The sequence below is a fragment of the Tatumella sp. JGM94 genome (assembly GCF_018257595.1).
In the GTDB taxonomy this organism is placed as follows: Bacteria; Pseudomonadota; Gammaproteobacteria; order Enterobacterales; family Enterobacteriaceae; genus Tatumella; species Tatumella punctata.
Genome location: NZ_JAERJN010000002.1, coordinates 35,287 through 55,755, shown reverse-complemented (window position 1 = coordinate 55,755; position 20,469 = coordinate 35,287). Strand labels below are relative to the sequence as shown.

Annotated in this window: 18 protein-coding genes and 4 tRNA genes; 11 read left to right on the top strand and 11 right to left on the bottom strand. The window is 49.9% G+C overall.

Annotated features, from left to right (window positions below; genetic code table 11):
- The first annotated feature begins 655 nt into the window (after positions 1-655).
- Together def and JK216_RS01945 are read left to right on the top strand one after the other, a co-directional pair.
- Entirely contained in the window at positions 656-1,159 is a 504-nt protein-coding gene (gene def, locus JK216_RS01950) for a peptide deformylase (RefSeq protein ID WP_212708491.1), read from the top strand.
- Positions 1,160-1,420: 261 nt separating this feature from the next.
- Positions 1,421-1,672 (top strand): DUF2534 family protein, encoded by a 252-nt coding sequence (locus tag JK216_RS01945; protein ID WP_212708490.1) that lies wholly within the window; start codon positions 1,421-1,423, stop codon positions 1,670-1,672.
- 9 nt (positions 1,673-1,681) lie between these two features.
- Here the strand turns inward: JK216_RS01945 and JK216_RS01940 are convergent, their stop codons facing one another.
- Positions 1,682-2,548: an AraC family transcriptional regulator gene (locus JK216_RS01940; protein ID WP_212708489.1), complete on the bottom strand. Its 867-nt coding sequence runs from the start codon at positions 2,546-2,548 to the stop codon at positions 1,682-1,684.
- Positions 2,549-2,722: 174 nt separating this feature from the next.
- On the opposite strand from JK216_RS01940, the gene JK216_RS01935 reads away from it, so the two are divergent.
- Both JK216_RS01935 and JK216_RS01930 read left to right on the top strand, forming a co-directional pair.
- Positions 2,723-3,622: a DMT family transporter gene (locus JK216_RS01935; RefSeq protein WP_212708488.1), complete on the top strand. Its 900-nt coding sequence runs from the start codon at positions 2,723-2,725 to the stop codon at positions 3,620-3,622.
- A 156-nt stretch (positions 3,623-3,778) separates the two neighbouring features.
- A complete protein-coding gene (locus JK216_RS01930) occupies positions 3,779-4,987 on the top strand; it encodes an OFA family MFS transporter (protein WP_212708516.1) in 1,209 nt (402 codons plus the stop codon).
- 46 nt (positions 4,988-5,033) lie between these two features.
- On the opposite strand, the gene JK216_RS01925 is transcribed toward JK216_RS01930, so the two are convergent.
- The 3 genes from JK216_RS01925 to JK216_RS01915 all read right to left on the bottom strand — a co-directional run bounded on the left by JK216_RS01925 (position 5,034) and on the right by JK216_RS01915 (position 6,748).
- Positions 5,034-5,330, bottom strand: a complete 297-nt coding sequence (locus JK216_RS01925; RefSeq protein ID WP_249212968.1) for a hypothetical protein — start codon at positions 5,328-5,330, stop codon at positions 5,034-5,036.
- A 147-nt stretch (positions 5,331-5,477) separates the two neighbouring features.
- Entirely contained in the window at positions 5,478-6,281 is an 804-nt protein-coding gene (locus JK216_RS01920) for a hypothetical protein (RefSeq protein ID WP_212708487.1), read from the bottom strand.
- Positions 6,278-6,748 carry a universal stress protein gene (locus tag JK216_RS01915; RefSeq protein WP_212708486.1) on the bottom strand — a complete coding sequence of 157 codons (471 nt, stop codon included), beginning with the start codon at positions 6,746-6,748 and terminating at the stop codon, positions 6,278-6,280. Before JK216_RS01915 ends, JK216_RS01920 begins: the two co-directional genes overlap by 4 nt.
- Before the next feature lie 560 nt (positions 6,749-7,308).
- Here JK216_RS01915 and JK216_RS01910 point away from each other — a divergent pair.
- Positions 7,309-9,033, top strand: coding sequence for a sensor histidine kinase (locus JK216_RS01910; protein WP_212710540.1), 1,725 nt, complete (start codon positions 7,309-7,311; stop codon positions 9,031-9,033).
- Positions 9,030-9,761 carry a LytTR family DNA-binding domain-containing protein gene (locus JK216_RS01905; protein ID WP_212708484.1) on the top strand — a complete coding sequence of 244 codons (732 nt, stop codon included), beginning with the start codon at positions 9,030-9,032 and terminating at the stop codon, positions 9,759-9,761. The genes JK216_RS01910 and JK216_RS01905 overlap by 4 nt, the downstream gene beginning before the upstream one ends.
- Positions 9,762-9,808: 47 nt before the next feature.
- Here JK216_RS01905 and glk read toward each other — a convergent pair whose 3' ends face one another.
- Both glk and JK216_RS01895 read right to left on the bottom strand, forming a co-directional pair.
- Entirely contained in the window at positions 9,809-10,771 is a 963-nt protein-coding gene (glk, locus tag JK216_RS01900; RefSeq protein WP_212710541.1) for a glucokinase, read from the bottom strand.
- Between the two features lie 294 nt (positions 10,772-11,065).
- A complete protein-coding gene (locus tag JK216_RS01895) occupies positions 11,066-12,304 on the bottom strand; it encodes an Nramp family divalent metal transporter (protein WP_212711164.1) in 1,239 nt (412 codons plus the stop codon).
- A 388-nt stretch (positions 12,305-12,692) separates the two neighbouring features.
- Here JK216_RS01895 and JK216_RS01890 point away from each other — a divergent pair, with 388 nt between their 5' ends.
- On the top strand, positions 12,693-13,883 hold the full coding sequence (locus JK216_RS01890) for a NupC/NupG family nucleoside CNT transporter (protein ID WP_212708481.1): 1,191 nt from the start codon (positions 12,693-12,695) through the stop codon (positions 13,881-13,883).
- Between the two features lie 58 nt (positions 13,884-13,941).
- Here JK216_RS01890 and JK216_RS01885 read toward each other — a convergent pair whose 3' ends face one another.
- The 3 genes from JK216_RS01885 to JK216_RS01875 form a co-directional block, all read right to left on the bottom strand.
- Entirely contained in the window at positions 13,942-14,988 is a 1,047-nt protein-coding gene (locus JK216_RS01885; RefSeq protein ID WP_212711163.1) for a glycosyltransferase family 9 protein, read from the bottom strand.
- 306 nt (positions 14,989-15,294) lie between these two features.
- Positions 15,295-16,422, bottom strand: coding sequence for an AI-2E family transporter (locus JK216_RS01880; RefSeq protein ID WP_212708479.1), 1,128 nt, complete (start codon positions 16,420-16,422; stop codon positions 15,295-15,297).
- A gap of 207 nt (positions 16,423-16,629) precedes the next feature.
- Positions 16,630-16,705 (bottom strand) — tRNA-Ala (locus JK216_RS01875).
- A gap of 279 nt (positions 16,706-16,984) precedes the next feature.
- Between JK216_RS01875 and JK216_RS01870 the strand changes: the two genes are divergently transcribed.
- Entirely contained in the window at positions 16,985-17,341 is a 357-nt protein-coding gene (locus JK216_RS01870; protein WP_212708478.1) for a YfeC-like transcriptional regulator, read from the top strand.
- 40 nt (positions 17,342-17,381) lie between these two features.
- Here the strand turns inward: JK216_RS01870 and gltX are convergent, their stop codons facing one another.
- Positions 17,382-18,797: a glutamate--tRNA ligase gene (gltX, locus tag JK216_RS01865; RefSeq protein WP_212708477.1), complete on the bottom strand. Its 1,416-nt coding sequence runs from the start codon at positions 18,795-18,797 to the stop codon at positions 17,382-17,384.
- 270 nt (positions 18,798-19,067) lie between these two features.
- Between gltX and JK216_RS01860 the strand changes: the two genes are divergently transcribed.
- From JK216_RS01860 to JK216_RS01850, 3 genes are all read left to right on the top strand, one after another.
- Positions 19,068-19,143, top strand: a tRNA-Val gene (locus JK216_RS01860).
- 3 nt (positions 19,144-19,146) lie between these two features.
- Positions 19,147-19,222 (top strand) — tRNA-Lys (locus JK216_RS01855).
- A gap of 101 nt (positions 19,223-19,323) precedes the next feature.
- A tRNA-Val gene (locus JK216_RS01850) sits at positions 19,324-19,399 on the top strand.
- 79 nt (positions 19,400-19,478) lie between these two features.
- On the opposite strand, the gene JK216_RS01845 is transcribed toward JK216_RS01850, so the two are convergent.
- Positions 19,479-20,396 (bottom strand): LysR family transcriptional regulator, encoded by a 918-nt coding sequence (locus JK216_RS01845; protein ID WP_212708476.1) that lies wholly within the window; start codon positions 20,394-20,396, stop codon positions 19,479-19,481.
- Between the last annotated feature and the right edge of the window lie 73 nt (positions 20,397-20,469).

Below are 20,469 nucleotides of genomic sequence, written 5' to 3'. Positions count from 1 at the left end.
GGCTAATATTCAGAAGTCGCACAACAGCATTAATACCAGCGATGTATAATAACTTACAGGTAATATAAAAACAGATAACCCTCGGGAAAAAAACATCATTATTAACACCATAAGATAAACACAAAAAATAATTATCACTACATTTAATAACTAATATAACTTTTCCGTAACATTTAGCTATTGAGAATAAGAATTTATTCTCCGTGAGCCTGAGAAAAGTAGCGGATAATTGCATAAAAGATGTACCGCCGACCATCACTACTCAGCATGCTGTTGTCGCGTATCGCACCACAGCCGCCCCGCACTATCTCCCGGCACCTGAGCAGAACAGGCGCAGCCACGGCTATTTAGCTAATCGACTGACAGGCTATAACAGAGAGTATGCTGATCAGCCCTCTCTTTTAATGCCTGTTGCGCACTGTGGCAGTTTTTGAACACCCGTAAAGGTTGCCACTGTAGCCCGTCTCATGCTGCCGCAGCGAGGCACGACTGATCCCCCGCCCCTGTCATCAGGATATACAACGGTTTCAGTTTATGCAGCCGTTTAGCCTCACCGGGATAAGGCGGATGTGATAATCAGCCGGCGATACTGGCTTTTCCCGCTACAGGCTCCGGGCTATGCTATCCGCCTCCAGTGAAGAGGAACGGACAGCAGATGAACAACCTGATTTATTCGATTATCCAGCCGGAAATGCAGCAAGTCTGTCAGCCGGTCAGTCACTTTGATGCTCAGCTGGCACAGGATATTGCCAGTATCCGCGAGGCCATGCACACCCACCAGCAATCCGCTCTGGCGGCAATCCAGCTGGGGATAGCCAGACAAATAGTCGTTATTGATATCACCGATGAACAGGCGCGCCGCCAGAACTATGTCTTAATTAACCCGGTCATTACTGCCCTGTCGGCAGAAACAGCAGCTTTTAAAGAGCAATGTCCTTCACTGCCCGGAGAGACCATAGAAACACGGCGCCCGGTTGCCATCAGTGTCAACTACCGCGACCCTGAAGGGCACCCGAAACAGCTGGATGCACAGGGATATCTGGCAGTATTTCTGCAACATACCCTTGACCATCTTCAGGGACGTTCGCCCGCCAGCTATCTGTCACCATTGAAAAAACAACGGCTACTGACCCGGCTACACAAACAGCTGAAAAAATAATCCCCCGGTCTGCCGTTAACTGAGCAGGTGAAATATTATTAATATATTACCTGCTGCTTTTATATATATTAAGTATTAACGATGGGTTATATATAACATTAAAGCATTAATAGCCTGGAAATATATCCGCAGTGTCGGTTTTCCCTGCTTACCGGGTTACACTATGCCCCCGTTGTGATAACAGACCAGCAATATATTATTAATAACGGTGAGTAATAATATACACAGCCGTCAATAATATCCGGATAAGGTACAGTGATCATGCTTAAAAATAAAAAAAACCGCCATTTTATCTGTGGCGTCGTGGTGGTTGCCTGTATCGTATCAGCCATTATGATCAGAGCGATCATTGGCGGTGCCATCGAAGAATATCACCTCCCCTTCAGTCAATGGCCGGCAAGTCTCTGTGTAACACAGTTCTTTATGATCCTGATTTACACCACCGTGTTTACCGGATTACTGTCGATTCCCCTGTGGTATTTTTTCCTCGGCGAAAATGATCAGCAACAGTGATAATAGCCGTCAGTACCGTGACTGCCGGTAAACCGAGGGACTGACGCCACAACAGACGCGAAAACGGTTACTGAAGTGACTCAGGGACGAGAAACCACAGTCGTACGCAATATCAGTTAAGCTGAGTTGTGTTTTTCTGAGTAACTGCCGGGCCTTATCCATACGTTGCTGCATCACATACTGGTGGGGAGACTGGCCGGTGGTCTGACGGAACATGCGCGCAAAGTGGTAATCACTGAGCGCGGCTTCTGCCGCCAAATCAGCCAGTGTCAGTGGCTGACTGAGGTTATCCGCGATAAATGCCTGTACCCTTTTCAGCACCTGTGGTGCAAGCCCTCCGCGGACTACCGGTAATGGCCAGTTAACCCTGCTGTACTGCTGCACCAGCCCTGTCATCAGCAGAGTGCTGGCGGTGCTTAACATCAGATGATTAGCGGGTTGCTGCCAGTCACAGCTCAGCAGAAAGTGCCGATAGAGATGGGTAATTCGCGGATCTTCCGCAAAAACTTTTTCGTCCAGTGCCAGCTGTAATGGCGCACGGTCCCATATTTTTTCGGCCAGTTGCAGTAAATGTTGTTCGGTACAGTAGAGATGGACAAATGATAATCTCGCCCTGACATCCCATGATGATTCACTGTTGGCCGGCATCAGACAGAAACGATCGGGCCCGCCCCCGTTACGCCAGCCATGAGGGGTTTTGTGCCAGGTATCATAGCCATCTGCAATATACAGGCTGAGAGTATGATGGTTACTGTGGTTAGTCACCCGGTCATTACGATTAAACCACGAAGCCAGCTGAATGCCGCTGTCCAGTGTCACTGATTCACGCAGCATCGCTTTATGCCGATGCAGAATATCAAAGGTCTGATACGACATTTTATCTCCTTGCTCCCCGCTAATGCCGCCAGTGTAATCTGCGGCCGGATACGCTGCCAGTCCTGCTACTGCATCCGCGAAAAAAAGCGCAGGGATCTGCAAGCTGACCGCAGAAAAATAAAAGCTGTCACTCTCCCCTGCCCTGCATACTGACCGGAATAAGGAGAAACACAGATGAACATATTACTTTATTTTACGGTCGTTATAATTTGGGGGACCACCTGGATAGGAATCTTTGTCCAGCAACACAGCGCAGCGGTTCCGGTTCCGGTCGCGGTTTTCTGGCGGTTTCTGCTGGCTGCCACTGTACTGCTGATGGCCTTAACGCTGACCGGCCGCCTGAAAAAATTATCAGCTAACACTCATTTCTGCTGTGCAGTACAGGGATGCTGTACCTTTGGTATTAACTTTATCTGCTTCTATTATGCGGCCGGGTGGATTAATAGTGGCCTTGAGTCGGTTATTTTCTCTATGGCTGTTATTTATAATACGCTCAACAGCTGGCTTTTTTTCCGGCAAAAACCGCCGCGGCAATTTCTTCCGGCCCTGCTCCTCGGGCTCGGCGGAATGGTGGTGATGTTCTGGCCCCGGTTAATGGAAAATCATAACTCGCCCCATTTACTGGCCGGCATCGGTCTCTGTGCTCTGGGCACTTTCGGGTTTTCTCTGGGTAATATGATGAGTGTCCGTCACCAGCGACAGCAGCAGGATATGCTGACAACAACCGGATATGCGATGCTGTATGGTGCACTGCTGATGGCGATGGTCAGTATCGTGGCGGGGTATTCGCTGGCTCCTGCATTCGACTATCGCTGGCTGGCCGCCGTCAGTTACCTGGCAATTATCGGTTCGGTATTTGGCTTCGGGGCGTATTTCACCCTGCTGGCGCGGATTGGGGCGGCAAAGGCCAGTTGGTGCACCCTGTTATTCCCGCTGGTCGCCCTCGCCATTTCGGCACGCTATGAAGGTTTTGTCTGGCAGCCCCATTCAGTCGCCGGGTTGTTATTTATCACGCTGGCTAATCTGATTATGTTTGTCCGCCGGCCGGCCAGACCACGGACCAGCATCGCCTGATATAGTAAGGGTATCAATGGCTGAGCAGGCCATTCATACCCTGCCGCAGGCATTTCATTCCCCGAAAATGGCACTTCATGGTGTAATCCCACATAAATTGTGGTAATTAATTATTCTGTAAGCAGACCATAAATCTCCGCGAGCATAATAATGAAAATGAATAGCCATCCCCCCGCAGCCAGCCGCTGGCTGACTTTAGCAGGGACGATCATTACCCAGTTTGCTTTAGGTTCTGTATATACCTGGAGCCTGTTCAATCAGCCATTATCAGAAAAGCTTTCAGCCTCTGTCAGTCAGGTGGCCCTCGCTTTCGGGGTACTCAGTCTGACCCTGGCTCTGGCCTCGTCGATGGCCGGGAAGCTGCAGGAACGTTTCGGCGTTCGCAGGGTGACTCTGGGTGCCGGTATTTTACTGGCGATCGGTTTTTTCCTGACCGCCGTCGTATCATCCGTATGGATGCTCTATCTGAGTGCCGGTATTCTGGTGGGTGTTGCCGTAGGCGCAGGCTATCTGCTGACCTTGTCTAACTGTGTTAAATGGTTTCCTGAACACCGGGGGGTGATCTCTGCCTGCGCGATTGGTGCTTACGGGCTGGGCAGTCTGGTGTTTAAATTTATCTGCAGTTATCTGCTGGCCCACCAGACCCTCGGACACACCTTTATGATTTGGGGAGTGATTACCATGCTAATGATTACTGCCGGTGCACTGCTGATGAATGATGCGCCGCGCAGTGAGCAGCCAGCAGGTACGCTGACCACCAACGATTTCAGCCTGGCTGAAGCAATACGCCAGCCACAATACTGGATGCTGGCCCTGATGTTCCTTACCGCCTGTATGAGTGGTCTGTATGTCATAGGGATTGCAAAAGATATCGGGCAGAACCTGGTCCATTTGTCGGCACTGACCGCAGCGAATGCTGTTACTGTGATTGCCGTGGCTAACCTGGCCGGGCGTCTGGTGCTCGGGGTGCTCTCCGATAAACTGCCGCGTATCCGTGTTATTTCCCTGGCGCAGGTGATTTCTCTGGCGGGCATGGCATTACTGCTGTTTACCAGACTCAACGAAAATACCTTTTTACTGTCTGTTGCCTGTATTGCCTTTAGTTTCGGCGGAACGATCACCGTCTTCCCGTCACTGGTCAGCGATTTCTTCGGCCTGAATAATCTGGCAAAAAACTACGGTGTTATTTACCTCGGGTTTGGGATCGGCAGTATTCTTGGCTCGCTGGTGGCATCACTGTTTGGCGGTTTTATGGTGACCTTTATACTGATTATGGTGTTACTGGTGGCTTCCCTGATATTGTCAGTCACTGTCCGCCAGCCGGCACTGTCACCCGCCGCTACAGCCCCCGCATTACAGCACTGAGTCCGGGATAATCCCCCCACCCAGTACAGGGGGGAGCAGTTCAGACTTAATTTTTGATCCCATAATTGCACTGGAACCAGCGGGTTTTTTCACCCGGCCAGCCACTGTCTTGTTCCGGGAGGGGGTCAACCTTGTCAAAACCATGCTGATGGCAATAGTCTCTGACGGTAGTGTTCAGTGCCGGCAAGTCAACGGCTCCGGGTGTGTAACGAAACTGCAGACTGTGTGACGGTTTATCTGTCGCAACCTGCGCATACCCCCCCGGGTACTGGCGGGCACATCCGCTGAGTAATGCTGTGATCAGGCCTCCACACCACACGGCCATCAGTGTCTTTTTGATCATGCCTATTCTTATCAGAGTAAATAATTAAGTATTATTAATCTAAACTATCCGCAGCGCCTGCCAATCAGATTTTCCTGTGATAGCGATGCCCTGCGGATAAATAGGAATATTCTTGCGGCGGAAGCGAGGTGTTCACAAAATCGGCGATTAATCGGCGCTGACAACCATCATACGCAACAGGTTGGCCGACTGTGCCACCGGCAGTTTTAAAATGGTCTGGTACAAATCAATTGTCATCGCACACAGAGTCTGATGATCCGATGAAGTGTCTCCGGGTTCATTAAGTTGTTTCAACTGATTACCCCAGCGGGTATACAGGGCAGTGACAACCTGTTTCAAGGTATCGCTGGCCATTTTTCTGTCCAGCGGTTTATCCGGCCCCTCACTGGTGAGCAATAATTGTTCCATCGCCTGTGCATCACGGGCATTCAGTGCCGGGGACAGTAACTGAACCAGATTCACCCCGCCATTCACCTGGGGATACAGAAAACGAAAACAGTCTTCGGCCGAGATTTTATCCAGCGCCTGCATCTCATCAACAGAAACTGTAATATAATCAATGACTGCCTGATCACTGGCGCGGCCAATACGCTGGTTAACCACATCTGCCAGCATCCCCCGTAATTGCCCTGCAGCCTCAGGAACACTCTCTCCCCGGGTGACTGAATGTAAGAAGGCCTGTTCTAATACCGGCCATAATGCGGGTTCCTGCTGTTTAAGGATCCGATAGCCGGGCAATGCTGCCAGTTGCGCCAGAGAATGTTGTGCTGCCAGTGCAGCATCACGCTGTGGTTTACAGACATAAAACCAGACCAGATTTCCCAGCAGCACCGGTAAGATCACCAGCAACAGGCCTGCCCGCAGGGACAGGTATTTTTTGCGTACCAGCAAGCTCAGCAATAACCCTGTAATAACCAGGGCAATCAGCGAGGGAAGTAGCGTTTCAGTCATAGGGGGGATAAAGACTCATTGGTAACGTCAACCAGTACCGGGCAATGTGCTTTTTCAATGACAGCTGCACTGACAGACCCTTTCAGTATTCGGTTGAACGAAGAGAGATGACGACGCCCCATAATGATCATTGACGCACTCAGACGATCAGCCTGTTCAACGATCGTGGCAGCAGGGTCGCCACTGCAAATTAATCCACGGGCCGGAATACCCGCTTCGGCAAACGGATTCAGAGCATAACGAAGTATCTGTTCTGCCGAGTTTTGATTGTCCAGCGCATTCAGCGATAAAGATCCGCTTTCGGCCGTATCAATTTCTATCGGCTGATTGCCGTAAAGATCATCGGCGGCCACACAACAAATGATCACTACTTCCGCCTGATGGGCGCTCGCCTCTTGCAGGGTCGTTTTAATGATTTTTTCTGCCATTGAGGCCTGACGATCAACCGCCATTAATAATGTTTTCATTCTGCAGCTCCATTCCGGACATTCAGGAGATACCGGCAGACTTTGTTCAGGCCTGTCATGATGACCACTGACCTGTCAGATCCTCCGGCACGCGTAATGTATCCTGTTTTGTTTTATGTGTCAGAGGATTTCCCGGCGAGTTTTCCGCCCTGCGGGAACCTTTATCAGAGTTACAGCGACAGAAAACGGCTAATTTTAGTTTGATAACCATCGCCGGAAAACCAGATTTTAAGTTATTTTCAAAAATATAACCTTTGATGTAATCCGGTTACCAGCTGTTTCATACCACAGCAGGGTTAATCTATAAGTCACTGTATATTATATATTTTCCAGAATTTCTCCCGCAAGGCTCGTGGCAGCCCGCGGAACTGTTGCGGGCTGCGTTAGCACTTTCTGGCCAGTCACCGCGTCAGTAACCGGCCACGGAAAATCGTCACCGATTGTGCGCGAGGTGACGGCAGGAACAGACTGCGGGTTGCCGGTGAAGCGCTGGTGCCGGGCAGGGATTTTTCTTATTATAGGTCCATATCTTGTTGCTCTGCTCCCCCGAGGCCGCCGCAATGTTCTTACACCTTGATAAGCTACTGGCGGTTTTTGACCGTGCAGCATTAATGCTGATTTGTCTGTTTTTCCTGACCCGTGCCGCCCCTTTCCGTGAACTGCTCCAAAAAGATGATTATACGCTGACCGAAAAACTGGCGGTCACTCTGATATTTTCCCTGTTTGCCGTATTCAGCACCTGGTCTGGCCTCAATGTCGACGGTTCCCTGCTCAATGTGCGTATTATCGCGGTCATGTCAGGAGGGATTCTGTTTGGCCCCTGGGTCGGTATTGCCACCGGAATCATTGCCGGATTACACCGTTTTCTGACAGATATGCAGGGTGTCACTGCGGTGCCATGCCTGATAACCACAGTATTGTCCGGTATTGTGTCAGGGCTGATTTACCGGTACATCGATAAGTCCGGACGCTGGTGGGCCGGGATCCTCGGCGGTATGTTGTGTGAAATTCTGACGATGCTACTTATTGTTCTGCTGGCACGTCCTGCCAGCCTCGGCACAGAGATCGTCAGTGAAATTGCTCTGCCCATGATCCTCGGCTCTTCCAGTATTGGCCTGATTGTACTGCTGGTACAAAGTGTGGAGGGTGAACGGGAAGCCCGTGCGGCACGTCAGGCAAAACTGGCGCTGGATATTGCTAACAAGACCCTGCCCCTGTTCCGTCATATCAACAGCCAGTCACTGCGTCAGGTATGTGAAATTATTCGCCATGATATTAACGCGGATGCCGTGGCGCTGACCAACCGCCAGGAAATTCTGGCCTATGTTGGCTACGGCGAAGAATATTTTCAGACCGGTAATGTCAGCCTCAGTCCGACCACCCTGCTGGCGATTAACAGCGGCAATATTATTATCCGTAATAACGATGAAGCTTACCGGACCGGCGATATTCATTCGATTCTGGTCATTCCGCTGCGGGAAAAAGGTCAGGTTGCAGGCACCTTAAAAATCTATTACCGGCGGGCACACCGTATTACCGGTTCGCTGAAAGAGATGGCCGTTGGTCTGTCACAAATTATCTCTACTCAGCTGGAGGTGTCGCGGGCCGAACAATTACGTGAAATGGCAAATAAGGCCGAACTTCGTGCCCTGCAGAGTAAAATTAATCCCCATTTTCTGTTTAATGCATTGAATGCTATTTCGTCATCTATCCGCATGAATCCTGATACTGCCCGCCAGCTGGTGATCAATCTGTCCCGCTATCTGCGTTATAACCTCGAACTTAAGGATGATGAAGTGATTGATATCCGTAAAGAGCTGTACCAGGTCATGGATTATATTGCTATCGAACAGGCACGTTTTGGCGACCGGCTTAGTGTTATTTATGATATCGATGAGGATATCGCCTGTAAGATCCCCAGCCTGCTGATACAGCCATTAGTCGAGAATGCCATTGTGCATGGGATCCAGCGCTCACAGGGGAAAGGTGTCGTCACCATCAGTGTCAGGGCAGGTAACGATGATGATACGGTAATTATTACGGTACGCGATACGGGCGAAGGCATCAGCGAAGATGTTATTCGCCGGGTGGATGAAAATGAGATGCCCGGCAACAAAATTGGTCTGCTGAATGTCCACCACCGGGTCCGGCTACTGTACGGCGAGGGCCTGCACATCCGCCGCCTTTCTCCCGGCACCGAGATCAGTTTTACGGTCCGTAAACACTCACCGTCCTCTGCCAGTAAAGCAGATACACGACAATTCAGTCCGGAGGATATGACGTGAAGGCCATTATTGTCGAAGACGAGTTTCTGGCACAGCAGGAACTCCGCTGGATGATACAACAGCACAGTAACATTACCATTGATGCCTGTTTCAGCGATGGGCTGGAAGTACTGAAATATCTTCAGCAGCATCAGACAGATGTGATCTTTCTGGATATTAATATTCCGTCACTGGACGGCATGCTGCTGGCCAAAAATATCAGCCTGTTTGCGGTAAAACCGCTGATCGTATTTATTACTGCGTGGAAAGATCATGCCGTGGAAGCCTTTGAACTGGAGGCGTTTGACTATATCCTCAAGCCTTATCAGGAATCACGTATTATCAGTATGTTACGCAGGCTGACATCGTGGCAACAGCTGCCGCGGCCGTCCGCCAGCACACCGAATCATCATGGACTGCAACAGACCATTAATCTGATCAAAGATGACCGGATCATCGTAACGGATGTTAATGATATCTGCTACGCAGAAGCCCATGAGAAACTGACGATTGTCTGCACGCGGCGCGAGCAGTTTATTATGTCGATGAGTATCAGTGAGTTTTATCAGAAATTGCCTGAAAATCAGTTTTTCCGCTGCCACCGGTCATTTTGCGTCAACCTCAGCCAAATCAGTGAGATCGAACCGTGGTTTAATAATACCTATATTATTAAACTGCGCGAACTTGAATTTCAGGTACCGGTCAGCCGCAGTAAAGTAAAAGAATTCCGCCAGCTAATGAATTTGTAGCAGATGATACTCCTGCCGACAGTACCGGTCAGGAGTATCAGGCAGTATCAGAGCACCACGCCCAGAGTCTGGCGCATATGCGCACCCGCACCCAGCAGACCCGGCTGATCATGAGTGATCAGGTACACCGGAATATCCTGTACGTAAGAGCGGAAACGGCCCTTATCTTCAAACGCAGCACGGAAACCGGATGCTTTAAAAAATTCCAGGAAACGCGGAACGATCCCGCCGGCAATATAAACCCCGCCGAAAGTGCCCAGTGTCAGGGCCAGGTTACCGCCAAAACGCCCCATAATCACACAAAACAGTGATAATGCACGGCGACAGTCGGTACAGCTGCCGGAAAGAGCACGTTCAGTGACATCCTGGGGCTGTAGTTTTTCCGGTTCCCGGTTATCCGAAATGACAATTGCCCGGTAGATATTGACCAGCCCTTTGCCCGAGAGCACACGCTCTGCCGAAACACGTCCGCGTTCGGCACGCAGTACACCCATGATCATATCTTCTTCTTCGGTCCCGCAGGAGAAGTCAACGTGTCCGCCTTCACCCGGTAAACTGACCCAGCGTTTATTAACATGCACCAGATGGCTGACACCCAGCCCGGTACCGGCACCATAGATAGCAATAGGCTTGTCTTTCACTGGTTTATCGCCACCGAACTGAATAACATCGTCCTCACCCAGCATCGGGATCGCCATCGATACGGCGGTGAAGTCGTTAATCACTTCCAAATGTTCCAGACCAAGGTTCTGCTTCATTTCGCTGATCGAAAATGCCCAGCTGTGGTTGGTCATTTCAATCCAGTCATCTTTAACCGGACAGGCGATAGCAATACAGGCACAGGTTACTGCTTCCTGTTCTGCCAGATAGTGACGGATAACATCTTCCAGGCTCTGGTATTCATCGGTAGAGAATGTTTTGGCCTGCGAGATGCTGCCGTTAGTCACGTCACACAACGCCAGACGGGCATTTGTTCCGCCAACATCGCCGACCAGGGCATAGTTTGTCATTCTTATGCTACTCCGCTTGGGGGTAATTAATGATGAAGACTGTATCGCCTTCTTCAAATCTTATATACATCAGATAACCCGATGCAATCACTTGATTATTTTCACAGTAATCTACCATACCTTGCTGCATCGCCAATGCACATAGGTAACAGGCTGAATATACGTCGCCGGAGCGGACAAACCTTGATTCCGGAAAATAAGGGCAATACCGGCAAAAAAAATACTATACCACGGTTTTGCCTGCCTGGCGGCAGGCATGATATCATGGAATAAAAATTCAGTAATAACAGCAAGCTATAACAACCCCGGTAGTTCTCCGCTCAGTACGACCAGATTAAGTACTATTACCAGTACCACAATCACAATACCGCAGAGATGGATTTTCTTACTGTTTGTCAGGGGGCCCATCAGCTGACGGTTACCGGTAAATGCCAGTAACGGGATCAGTGCCAGGGCAATACCGAAACTGAGAAATACCTGGCTCAGAACCAGCACCCGGGTCGGATCCATACCGGCAATGATCACAATAAATGATGGCAACATAGTGACTACGCGGCGGACCCATAACGGGATGGTAAAATGGATAAAGCCCTGCATGACGACCTGCCCGGCCAGTGTTCCGACCACGGTAGACGATAATCCTGCCGTCACCAGACTCAGACCAAACACCAGGGCCGCGGCATTACCCAGTAACGGTTTCAGGGTCAGATAAGCCTCATCCAGTTCGGTAATGCCTGTGTGGCCGTTGAAATGGAACACCGCCGCGGCGGTCGCCATCATTGCCAGATTGACAAACCCGGCAATAGTCATCGCCACAGCTACATCCAGCTTGGTTGATGAATAACGCTGGTGCATGGTCCCGCCTTCATCACGCTGCGTCAGGGCCGAGTGCAGATAAATAACATGGGGCATAATTGTGGCCCCCAAGACTCCTGCTGCCAGATAGAGCGCATTCCCGTCCGGTAATGCCGGTACTACCATTCCCCTGAGCAGTCCGGCGGGATCCGGCTGAGAAAAAAACATTTCTGCCACATAGGCCACGGCGACGAACAGCAACATACCACCAATGACCCATTCCAGCGGCTTCTGCCCGCGGCTTTGCAGCATCAGGATCAGGAATGTCGCTACCCCGGTGATCAGCGCGCCCTGCAGTAAAGTGATGCCGAACAGTAATTTGAACCCGAGAGCCGCGCCAATGAACTCGGCCAGATCCGTTGCCATCGCAATCAGTTCTGCCTGCACCCAGTAAAACCACACGGCTGGACGCGGAAAACGATCGCGGATATGCTCGGCGAGATTTTTGCCGGTCGCAATCCCCAGTTTTGCAGAGAGGAGCTGGATCAGCATTGCCATTACATTTGCCCAGACCACAACCCACAGCAACTGATAACCATAGCTGGCACCGGCCTGAATATTGGTCGCAAAGTTGCCCGGGTCGATATAGCCGATCGCCGCAATGAATGCAGGGCCCATCAGCGCGAGCTTCACTTTTCTCTGCTTTTTATTGCTTTCGGCGGTCTGACCTTCTGACATCTGCCTTCCCCGTAATAGGATCTGTTGGTTTACTTTACCCGCCAGCCGGATGGCCGTTAAATCGGTAATAATTATCGATTCAATAGACTATGCTAAAAAGTATAGCAAAGGCTATAAAAAGAAAATAACGTTACCTGATTAACAAAATTTGAGCAATCTCTTTTACCGGCAACCATACTATTAACCGGCAGGTAATCTGCTTAAAAAATATGGTTAACATCTGTCAGGACAAAAAATATCCGCCACGTTCCGGAAACGAGGTCTTTGCAACAGTTTTCAGAAAATTAGTGATATCTCTTACTTATAATGGGTTTTTGCTCTCGTTTTTATATGTCACGTTTCATAGAATACATTGCAAAATATAACTCTCCTCAAAATTGGAGTCCGTATGTCCCAAATTTTCCATTTTATTCTGGCACTGGTGGTGGTCGCCTTACTTGCCCTGTTGGTGAGTAAAGACAGGAAAAAAATTCGTGTACGCTTCATTGTTCAGTTACTGGTGATCGAAGTGCTGCTGGCCTGGTTCTTCCTCCATTCTGAGTCAGGCCTCGGGGTGGTCAGAGGCTTCGCTGCTTTCTTCGATACCCTGTTGAAATACGCTGCGGAAGGGACCAATTTTGTCTTCGGCGGAATGAACGATAAAGGGCTGGCTTTCTTCTTTCTTAATGTGCTGTGCCCGATTGTGTTTATCTCAGCGTTGATTGGTATTTTGCAACACTTCCGCATCCTGCCACTGGTGATTCGGGTGATTGGTACTGTACTGTCAAAAATCAACGGGATGGGCAAACTGGAATCGTTTAATGCCGTCAGCTCGCTGATCCTTGGGCAGTCTGAAAACTTTATTGCCTATAAAGACATTCTCGGCAAGATGTCACGTAACCGTATGTACACAATGGCCGCCACTGCGATGTCAACGGTTTCCATGTCAATTGTCGGCGCTTATATGACAATGCTGAAGCCGCAATATGTGGTCGCGGCACTGATACTGAATATGTTCAGTACCTTCGTCGTGCTATCGCTGATTAACCCTTATGACGTGGAAAATGAAGAGGACTTGCAGTTACAAAACACTCATGAAGGGCAAAGTTTCTTCGAAATGCTGGGGGAATATATTCTGGCCGGATTCCGGGTGGCTATTATCGTCGCAGCCATGCTGATCGGTTTTATCGCCCTGATTTCGGCGGTTAATGCACTGTTTAATACTATTTTCGGTATCAGTTTCCAGGGGGTACTGGGCTATCTGTTCTACCCTTTTGCCTGGCTGATGGGCGTACCTGCCGATGAAGCATTGAAAGTCGGTAGTGTGATGGCCACTAAACTGGTGTCTAACGAATTTGTTGCCATGATGGAATTGAAACAAATGGTCGGGCAACTGACGCCGCGTTCCGAAGGGATCCTGTCCGTATTCCTGGTCTCTTTTGCTAATTTCTCTTCGATTGGCATCGTTGCCGGTGCTATTAAAGGCCTGAATGAGCATCAGGGAAATGTAGTTTCCCGTTTCGGTCTGAAGTTACTGTATGGTTCAACCCTGGTCAGTATTCTGTCTGCCTCAATTGCCGGCCTGATTCTGGCCTGGTAAATCTGCCATATAACGCAGTCACCTAACGGGACCCTGAGGGTCCCGTTTTTTTGCCCCGTCAGGCAACTGCACTGTCCGGTGCGGCTTCCTGAGACGACAATACCTGCTGGCGTAAGGCCATAAACCGTTGAGCGACCAGCTCTGCTGACAACTGTGAAACATCGCGATTCGGTGCTTCGATGACCTCAGCCGGCACTCCCCAGGGGCCCCAGAACCAGGCATCACTGTCACCGAACATGGCAACCGTCGGGACATTAACCCCGGCGGCCACATGCAGTGCCCCGCCATCACTGGTCAGAATTTGCTGACATAATGACATACCGGCAATCAGTTCACGTAATCCGGAAGTATGTACTGCAGTCAGGGCAATATCACCGCAGGCTTGCTGTATTTGCTGAGCTTTTTCATCATCTCCCGGGTGGGCTTTATTATCCGCAGAACCGGGCGACCAGAACAGCAGGAAACGACAAGGGTGGCGGGTGGCAATATTATGCATAAAGTCGATAAATTTTTCTGCCGGCCAGCGCTGGCTGAGTTTACGCGCGCTGATCTGAATACCGTACACCGGCAGTTCATCACCGGGATGCAAACGCTGGCGCAGGGCTGCAATCTCACTATCACGCGGATAAAGCTCCAGACCGCGCGGAGGCTGAGAGACCCCCAGAGGAGCAGCCAGCGCCGAGAGTAACTCGACAATATGCTGCTGGCCCGCAGGTACCGTTACCGGGTCTGTCACCATCGCCGGAGTATTATCACCGATAGCAATAATACGTTTAGCCCCGGATAACTTTGCCCATTGCAGCGGACGCTTATCCCAGTGCTCTTTGGCGACAATCGCCACATCATAACGGGTACGACGGATACTGAGGGAGGTCTTTATCCGGTGTAAAATCACCCCCAGGGCAGACTGCCCATGCTGACGGTGATGCAATTTACTGTACAAGTGAACCGTACCGATATGCGGGTTGTTCTCCAGTACCGACTGATTGTACGTATTTACCAGCACATCCACTTTTCCGCCAAAATGGCGCGATAACGCTGAGATCAGCGGTGTCGTGAGGATTAAGTCACCGATATTGTCTCTGCGAATAACTAATATTTTCATTTTATATTTAATACACCATCATCATTCAGCCTGACGACCGCCAGGCAAGAGTTCTGTCACAAGGGTAATCAGCCTGTTACCCGGCAAAGTGCCCGCCACAGGGTGAACATCCATGACTATTATTGTTATATACAGCTTTACGCTGCCCGAAAAATATCTGCCGGTATTACCGGTTTCACTCACTACGCAGATAAGACATTGATTACCGCCAGAGGTTGCACGCTGCAGGCGAAAGACAGATTCTTGCCGGTAAATTGAAAAAGCCCGTGCACTGGCACAGGCTTTATCCGCTGTTATACCGGAGAATCAGTCTTCTTTCTGGCCGGAATGTGACTGCTCTTGCTGACCTTCAGCAATGAATCCGGCATCCAGTTGGTCTGAATTTGCGGCATTATCGCGTCCTGAGAACAAATTCCAGCAGGCGATAAATAATGCGGTAATTAACGGGCCAATAACAAAACCATTAATCCCGAACAGCTCCATGCCTCCCAGCGTGGCAATCAGTACCAGATAATCAGGCATCCGGGTCTCTTTACCCACCAGTAACGGCCGCAGGATATTATCCACCAGACCGATAACCACCACGAAAAATACCACCAGAAATATCCCTTTCCACAGGGGACCGGCCGCCAGGAAGTAAATAGCCACCGGGGCCCAGATAATCGCCGAGCCGATGGCCGGGACTAACGACAGGAAAGCCATCAGCGCCCCCCAGAGTACACTGCCCTGCACCCCGAGAAACCAGAATGCCAGACCACCAAGCGCCCCCTGCACCAGGGCAACCACCACCGTACCTTTTACTGTTGCTTTTGAAACGGCTGATAGTTTTTTTAGCAGATGATGTTTCATATAGCGGCTTAATGGCAGAGCATCTAACAGCAGGCCAATCAGGTAAGCACCGTCTTTGAGGAAGAAAAACAGCAGGTACAGCATAATGACAAAGCCTACTGTAAAACTGAAGGTCCCCTGGCCAATCACCAGGGCACTGTTGGCCAGGGTATGACTGCCCTCCATCGCCAGCGCTGAAATTTTCTGCTGCAGTTTATCAACATTCGTCAGGTCATAACGGTTCAGGAATGTCTGCACCGATCCCGGCAAATGATTTATTGCGGTTGTTACGGACGAAGAAAATGCCTGATTATTCTGCTGAAGGCTGGTATACAGCTGGTTACCCTCATACGCCAGTGACGTCATCACTATCACACAAGGGATAAACACAATCAGGCAGATAATCAGTAAGGTCAGTAGTGCTGATAAGCCGTTTTTATCACCGAGCCATTTTCTGATCCGCGTTTTCAGCGGATAAAACAGCAAGGCAAGCAGAACGGCCCAAAAAATTGCCGAGTAATATGGCCTGATGACCATAAAGAACGCCAGGGTACTCAGTACCAACAGCAGTACAAAGAAACCGGTGTTAATTCCCTTCACTTTCATGGATTCATCTCAGTATTTGTTAATAACCTGCTGTTAACTGTAGTAAATAATAAAAATAATACAATACAGTGACTTTGCGCGGGCCAGTCGTACCGGACGAGGTAACGGAAAACACAGAACAAACAACACTGAGGAAGAGTTAAACAATCAGGGGATATCACGGGAGTTTTAGCTAAAAAAGCAGAAGAGAAAAAAATAATTCCGGAGTGGTGGAGATAAGCGGGATCGAACCGCTGACCTCTTGCATGCCATGCAAGCGCTCTCCCAGCTGAGCTATACCCCCGCGCCGAAAAGTTGTCAGGGCTGGCCTGACGGACGGCATAATATGAAACCGGCCAATAGCTGTCAACGGCAAATTACCTGTTTGTGACTGATTGATGAAAAAGCCGCCAGAGTCTGTGGTTAATTTATCCGGACGGAACAAGAAGTCAGCAACAGCAGGCAGCTGCAAAAAAGTGAAACAGCCCATAGCTCCGCAGTGAAGCGCTTTTCTTTTTTACATGTTCACGTTACCTTTCTCAGTTAATTGCCATTGTCACATTAACCAGGAAAGGGATATACCGTGAAAAAGGAATGGATGACACCTGAAGAGCTCGCACTGGAAACGGGTTACAGCCGCCAGACAATTAATAAATGGATAAAGCGTGAAGGCTGGGCCACTCTCCCCAAACCCGGTGTTCAGGGCGGGAAAGCGAGACTAATCCATATCGATGATGGCGTGGAGGCATTTCTGCGCTCTATCCGTCATATTTCAGAACCGGCCGGCCATTATTTTGCTGATAAAGATCCGCTCGCCGGATTATTAATCGGCAGCATTAATCAGATGAGTCATCACGAAAAAGATCAGCTGAGCCGTTTACTGTTACGGGAAGGGATAAAAGGAATGCTGAAGAAGCTGGGCATTGAGTCTGCTGAGTAAAAACCCCCGGAAGCCCGAAGGTTTCCGGAGGTTTTTGACGTTACGCCTGCGCTTCGCGTTCGCTTATAAAGGCCAGCGCCTGCTGAATACGCGCAATACTACGCTGCTGGCCAATCGCGGTAATGGTGACATCCAGCGCCGGGGATTGCCCGGCACCGGTAACGGCGACCCGTAGCGGCATCCCGACCTTACCCATACCCACTTCCAGTTCAGCAGCCGTGTCCTGAATAGCCTGATGAACATTTTCTGCTGTCCACTCAGTAATAGCAGCCAGTTTTTCCGCGGCCAGGGCCAGTGGCTGGCGTGCTACCGGACGCAGATGTTTTTTAGCCGCATCGGCATCAAACGCAGTGAAGTCTTCATAGAAATAGCGGCAGCTTTCGGCAATCTCTTTCAGAGTCTTACAGCGTTCGCCCAGCAATTTAACCAGTTCAGTCAGTTGAGGACCGGTTGAGGTGTTAATATTTTGCTGCTCAATGTGCCATTGCAGATGAGTGGCAACATATTCAGGCGGCAGCGTATTAATATAATGATGGTTCAGCCACTGCAGCTTCTCAGTATTAAATGCACTGGCAGACTTGCTGACCGCTTCCAGGCGGAAAAATTCGGTCATTTCTGCAACAGAGAAAATTTCCTGATCACCATGTGCCCAGCCCATACGCACCAGATAGTTAAGTAACGCCTCTGGTAAATAGCCGTCATCACGGTATTGCATTACCCCGACAGCACCGTGGCGCTTGGACAGTTTTTTACCGTCATCGCCGAGGATCATTGAAACGTGTGCGTAAACAGGCACCTGTGCCCCGATAGCTTTCAGAATATTAATCTGACGGGGGGTGTTGTTAATATGGTCTTCACCACGGATCACATGGGTAATTTCCATATCCCAGTCATCAATCACCACACAGAAATTATACGTCGGCGAACCATCGGTACGACGGATAATCAAATCATCCAGCTCCTGATTGCTGAATTCAATAGGACCACGGATTTGATCATCAAAGATCACCGAGCCTTCCTGTGGGTTACGGAAGCGCACCACACAGGGCTCATCATCACTGTGATGTTGATGACTGTCGCGGCAGCGGCCATCGTAGCGGGGCTTTTCACCGTTAGCCATCTGCTCTTCACGTAACGCTTCCAGTCGTTCCTTCGGGCAATAGCATTTATAAGCTGTCCCGGCGACCAGCATTTCGTCAATCACCTGGTTGTAACGATCAAAACGTTTGGTCTGGTAATAAGGACCTTCATCCCAGTCCAGACCCAGCCAGTTCATCCCGTCCATAATTGCTTCTATTGCTTCGGGAGTGGAACGTTCCAGATCCGTATCTTCGATACGCAGAACAAATTCGCCTTTATTATGGCGGGCATATAACCATGAATACAGAGCAGTGCGGGCACCGCCAACATGCAGATAGCCGGTAGGACTTGGCGCAAAACGGGTTTTAATCTTCATTAAACATTGCCTTAGGACGCGGGTTTTCGATCACAAATGATAGAAACCAGAAAAAATGCAGGATTCCGTGATTTCATTTTAACACCTGGCAGTGAATCCTCAATCATTGCCAGCCCGGTGATCTGCCTTTATCGGTACTTTATGGCAAAAAAATAAACATTTTGTGTGAAAGCACCGCAGGATGGCTACTTTTAAGACGAACAAACATTTTACTCAGAAAAATCGTTGACTCATATTCAACTATCCCTATAATGCGACTCCACACAGCGGGGGTGATTAGCTCAGTTGGTAGAGCACCTCCCTTACAAGGAGGGGGTCGGCGGTTCGAACCCGTCATCACCCACCACTCGGGTCGTTAGCTCAGTTGGTAGAGCAGTTGACTTTTAATCAATTGGTCGCAGGTTCGAATCCTGCACGACCCACCAATTCAGAAAAGAGCCCCCTGCGGTTGCTTTTTTCGTTTACAGGACAATTACTGGCTTAACGTACAGTCACTGACCTGCCGGGAAAGTGTCCGGAAAAATTTGGGTGATTAGCTCAGTTGGTAGAGCACCTCCCTTACAAGGAGGGGGTCGGCGGTTCGAACCCGTCATCACCCACCAGATTGACAAAAAAGCACCTTCGGGTGCTTTTTTTGTTTCCGTCTTCAGAAAAAACCGCTATCCCTCACTGTACCGGCGATTAGCTGTCCGGTAATAACGGCCGTTCTCCGTTTAACTTTTCTGCCTGCTCACAGACCAGTGCCCAGATAGCCTCCGCGGCCGGACTCAGAGAACGGTTTTTTCGCCGGATCAGCATCAGCGTGCGGCAGACTTCCGGCATAATCCGGCGCACCCGTAAACGGCTGCCGGCCGGTAATGGCAAAGCCAGCCCAGGCAGAATACTGATGCCAATACCTGCTTCAACCATCGGATACAGCGTGACAGGATGTCCGACCTGCTGCACAATTTCCGGGCTGATCTGCTGTTGCTGAAAAATACGATCCACTAAAATTCTGCTGCCTGACGCATAATCCTGCAATACCATCCGTCGTCCCTGCAGGTGGTGCCATCCGACAACAGGGATCTGATTCAGGGGATCGTCGTCCCGGCAGAGCAGTAAAAAGGGATCAGACAATACTGGCTGGGAGTCAAACTCTTCGCCACGGGGATCAATCACAATGCCAAAATCAACTGTCGCATTACGTACACTCTGCAATACCGACTGCTGAACACTGTCCTGCAACAATAAACGAATTTCCGGATAACATTCCCGGGCTTCCGCCAGACATAAAGGCATCAGCCGTGCCGAAATCGTCTGACTCGCTGCCAGCCGCACGGTGCCACTGCGCTGCCCGCCATAACGGCGTAGTTCCAGTAAGGTACTGTTCAGCTCTTCCAGCTGAACAGTTAACCGTGATGCCAGCCGTTGCCCGGCATGGGTCAGCAGTACCTCGCGGGTTGTCCTGTCCAGCAGTTTCACGCCTATTTCAGACTCCAGCTGTTTAATGCTGTGGCTGACCGCCGACTGACTAAGGCCAATAATCTGTCCTGCCAGGCTGAAACTTCCCTGACTGGCGACGGTAGCAAACACTTTTAACTGTCTGAGGGTATAATTCATTTATTTAATTCATAGATTGATTTAATAAATCAATTTTATTTCTAAGCTCTGATACAGCACAATGTTTTTTATT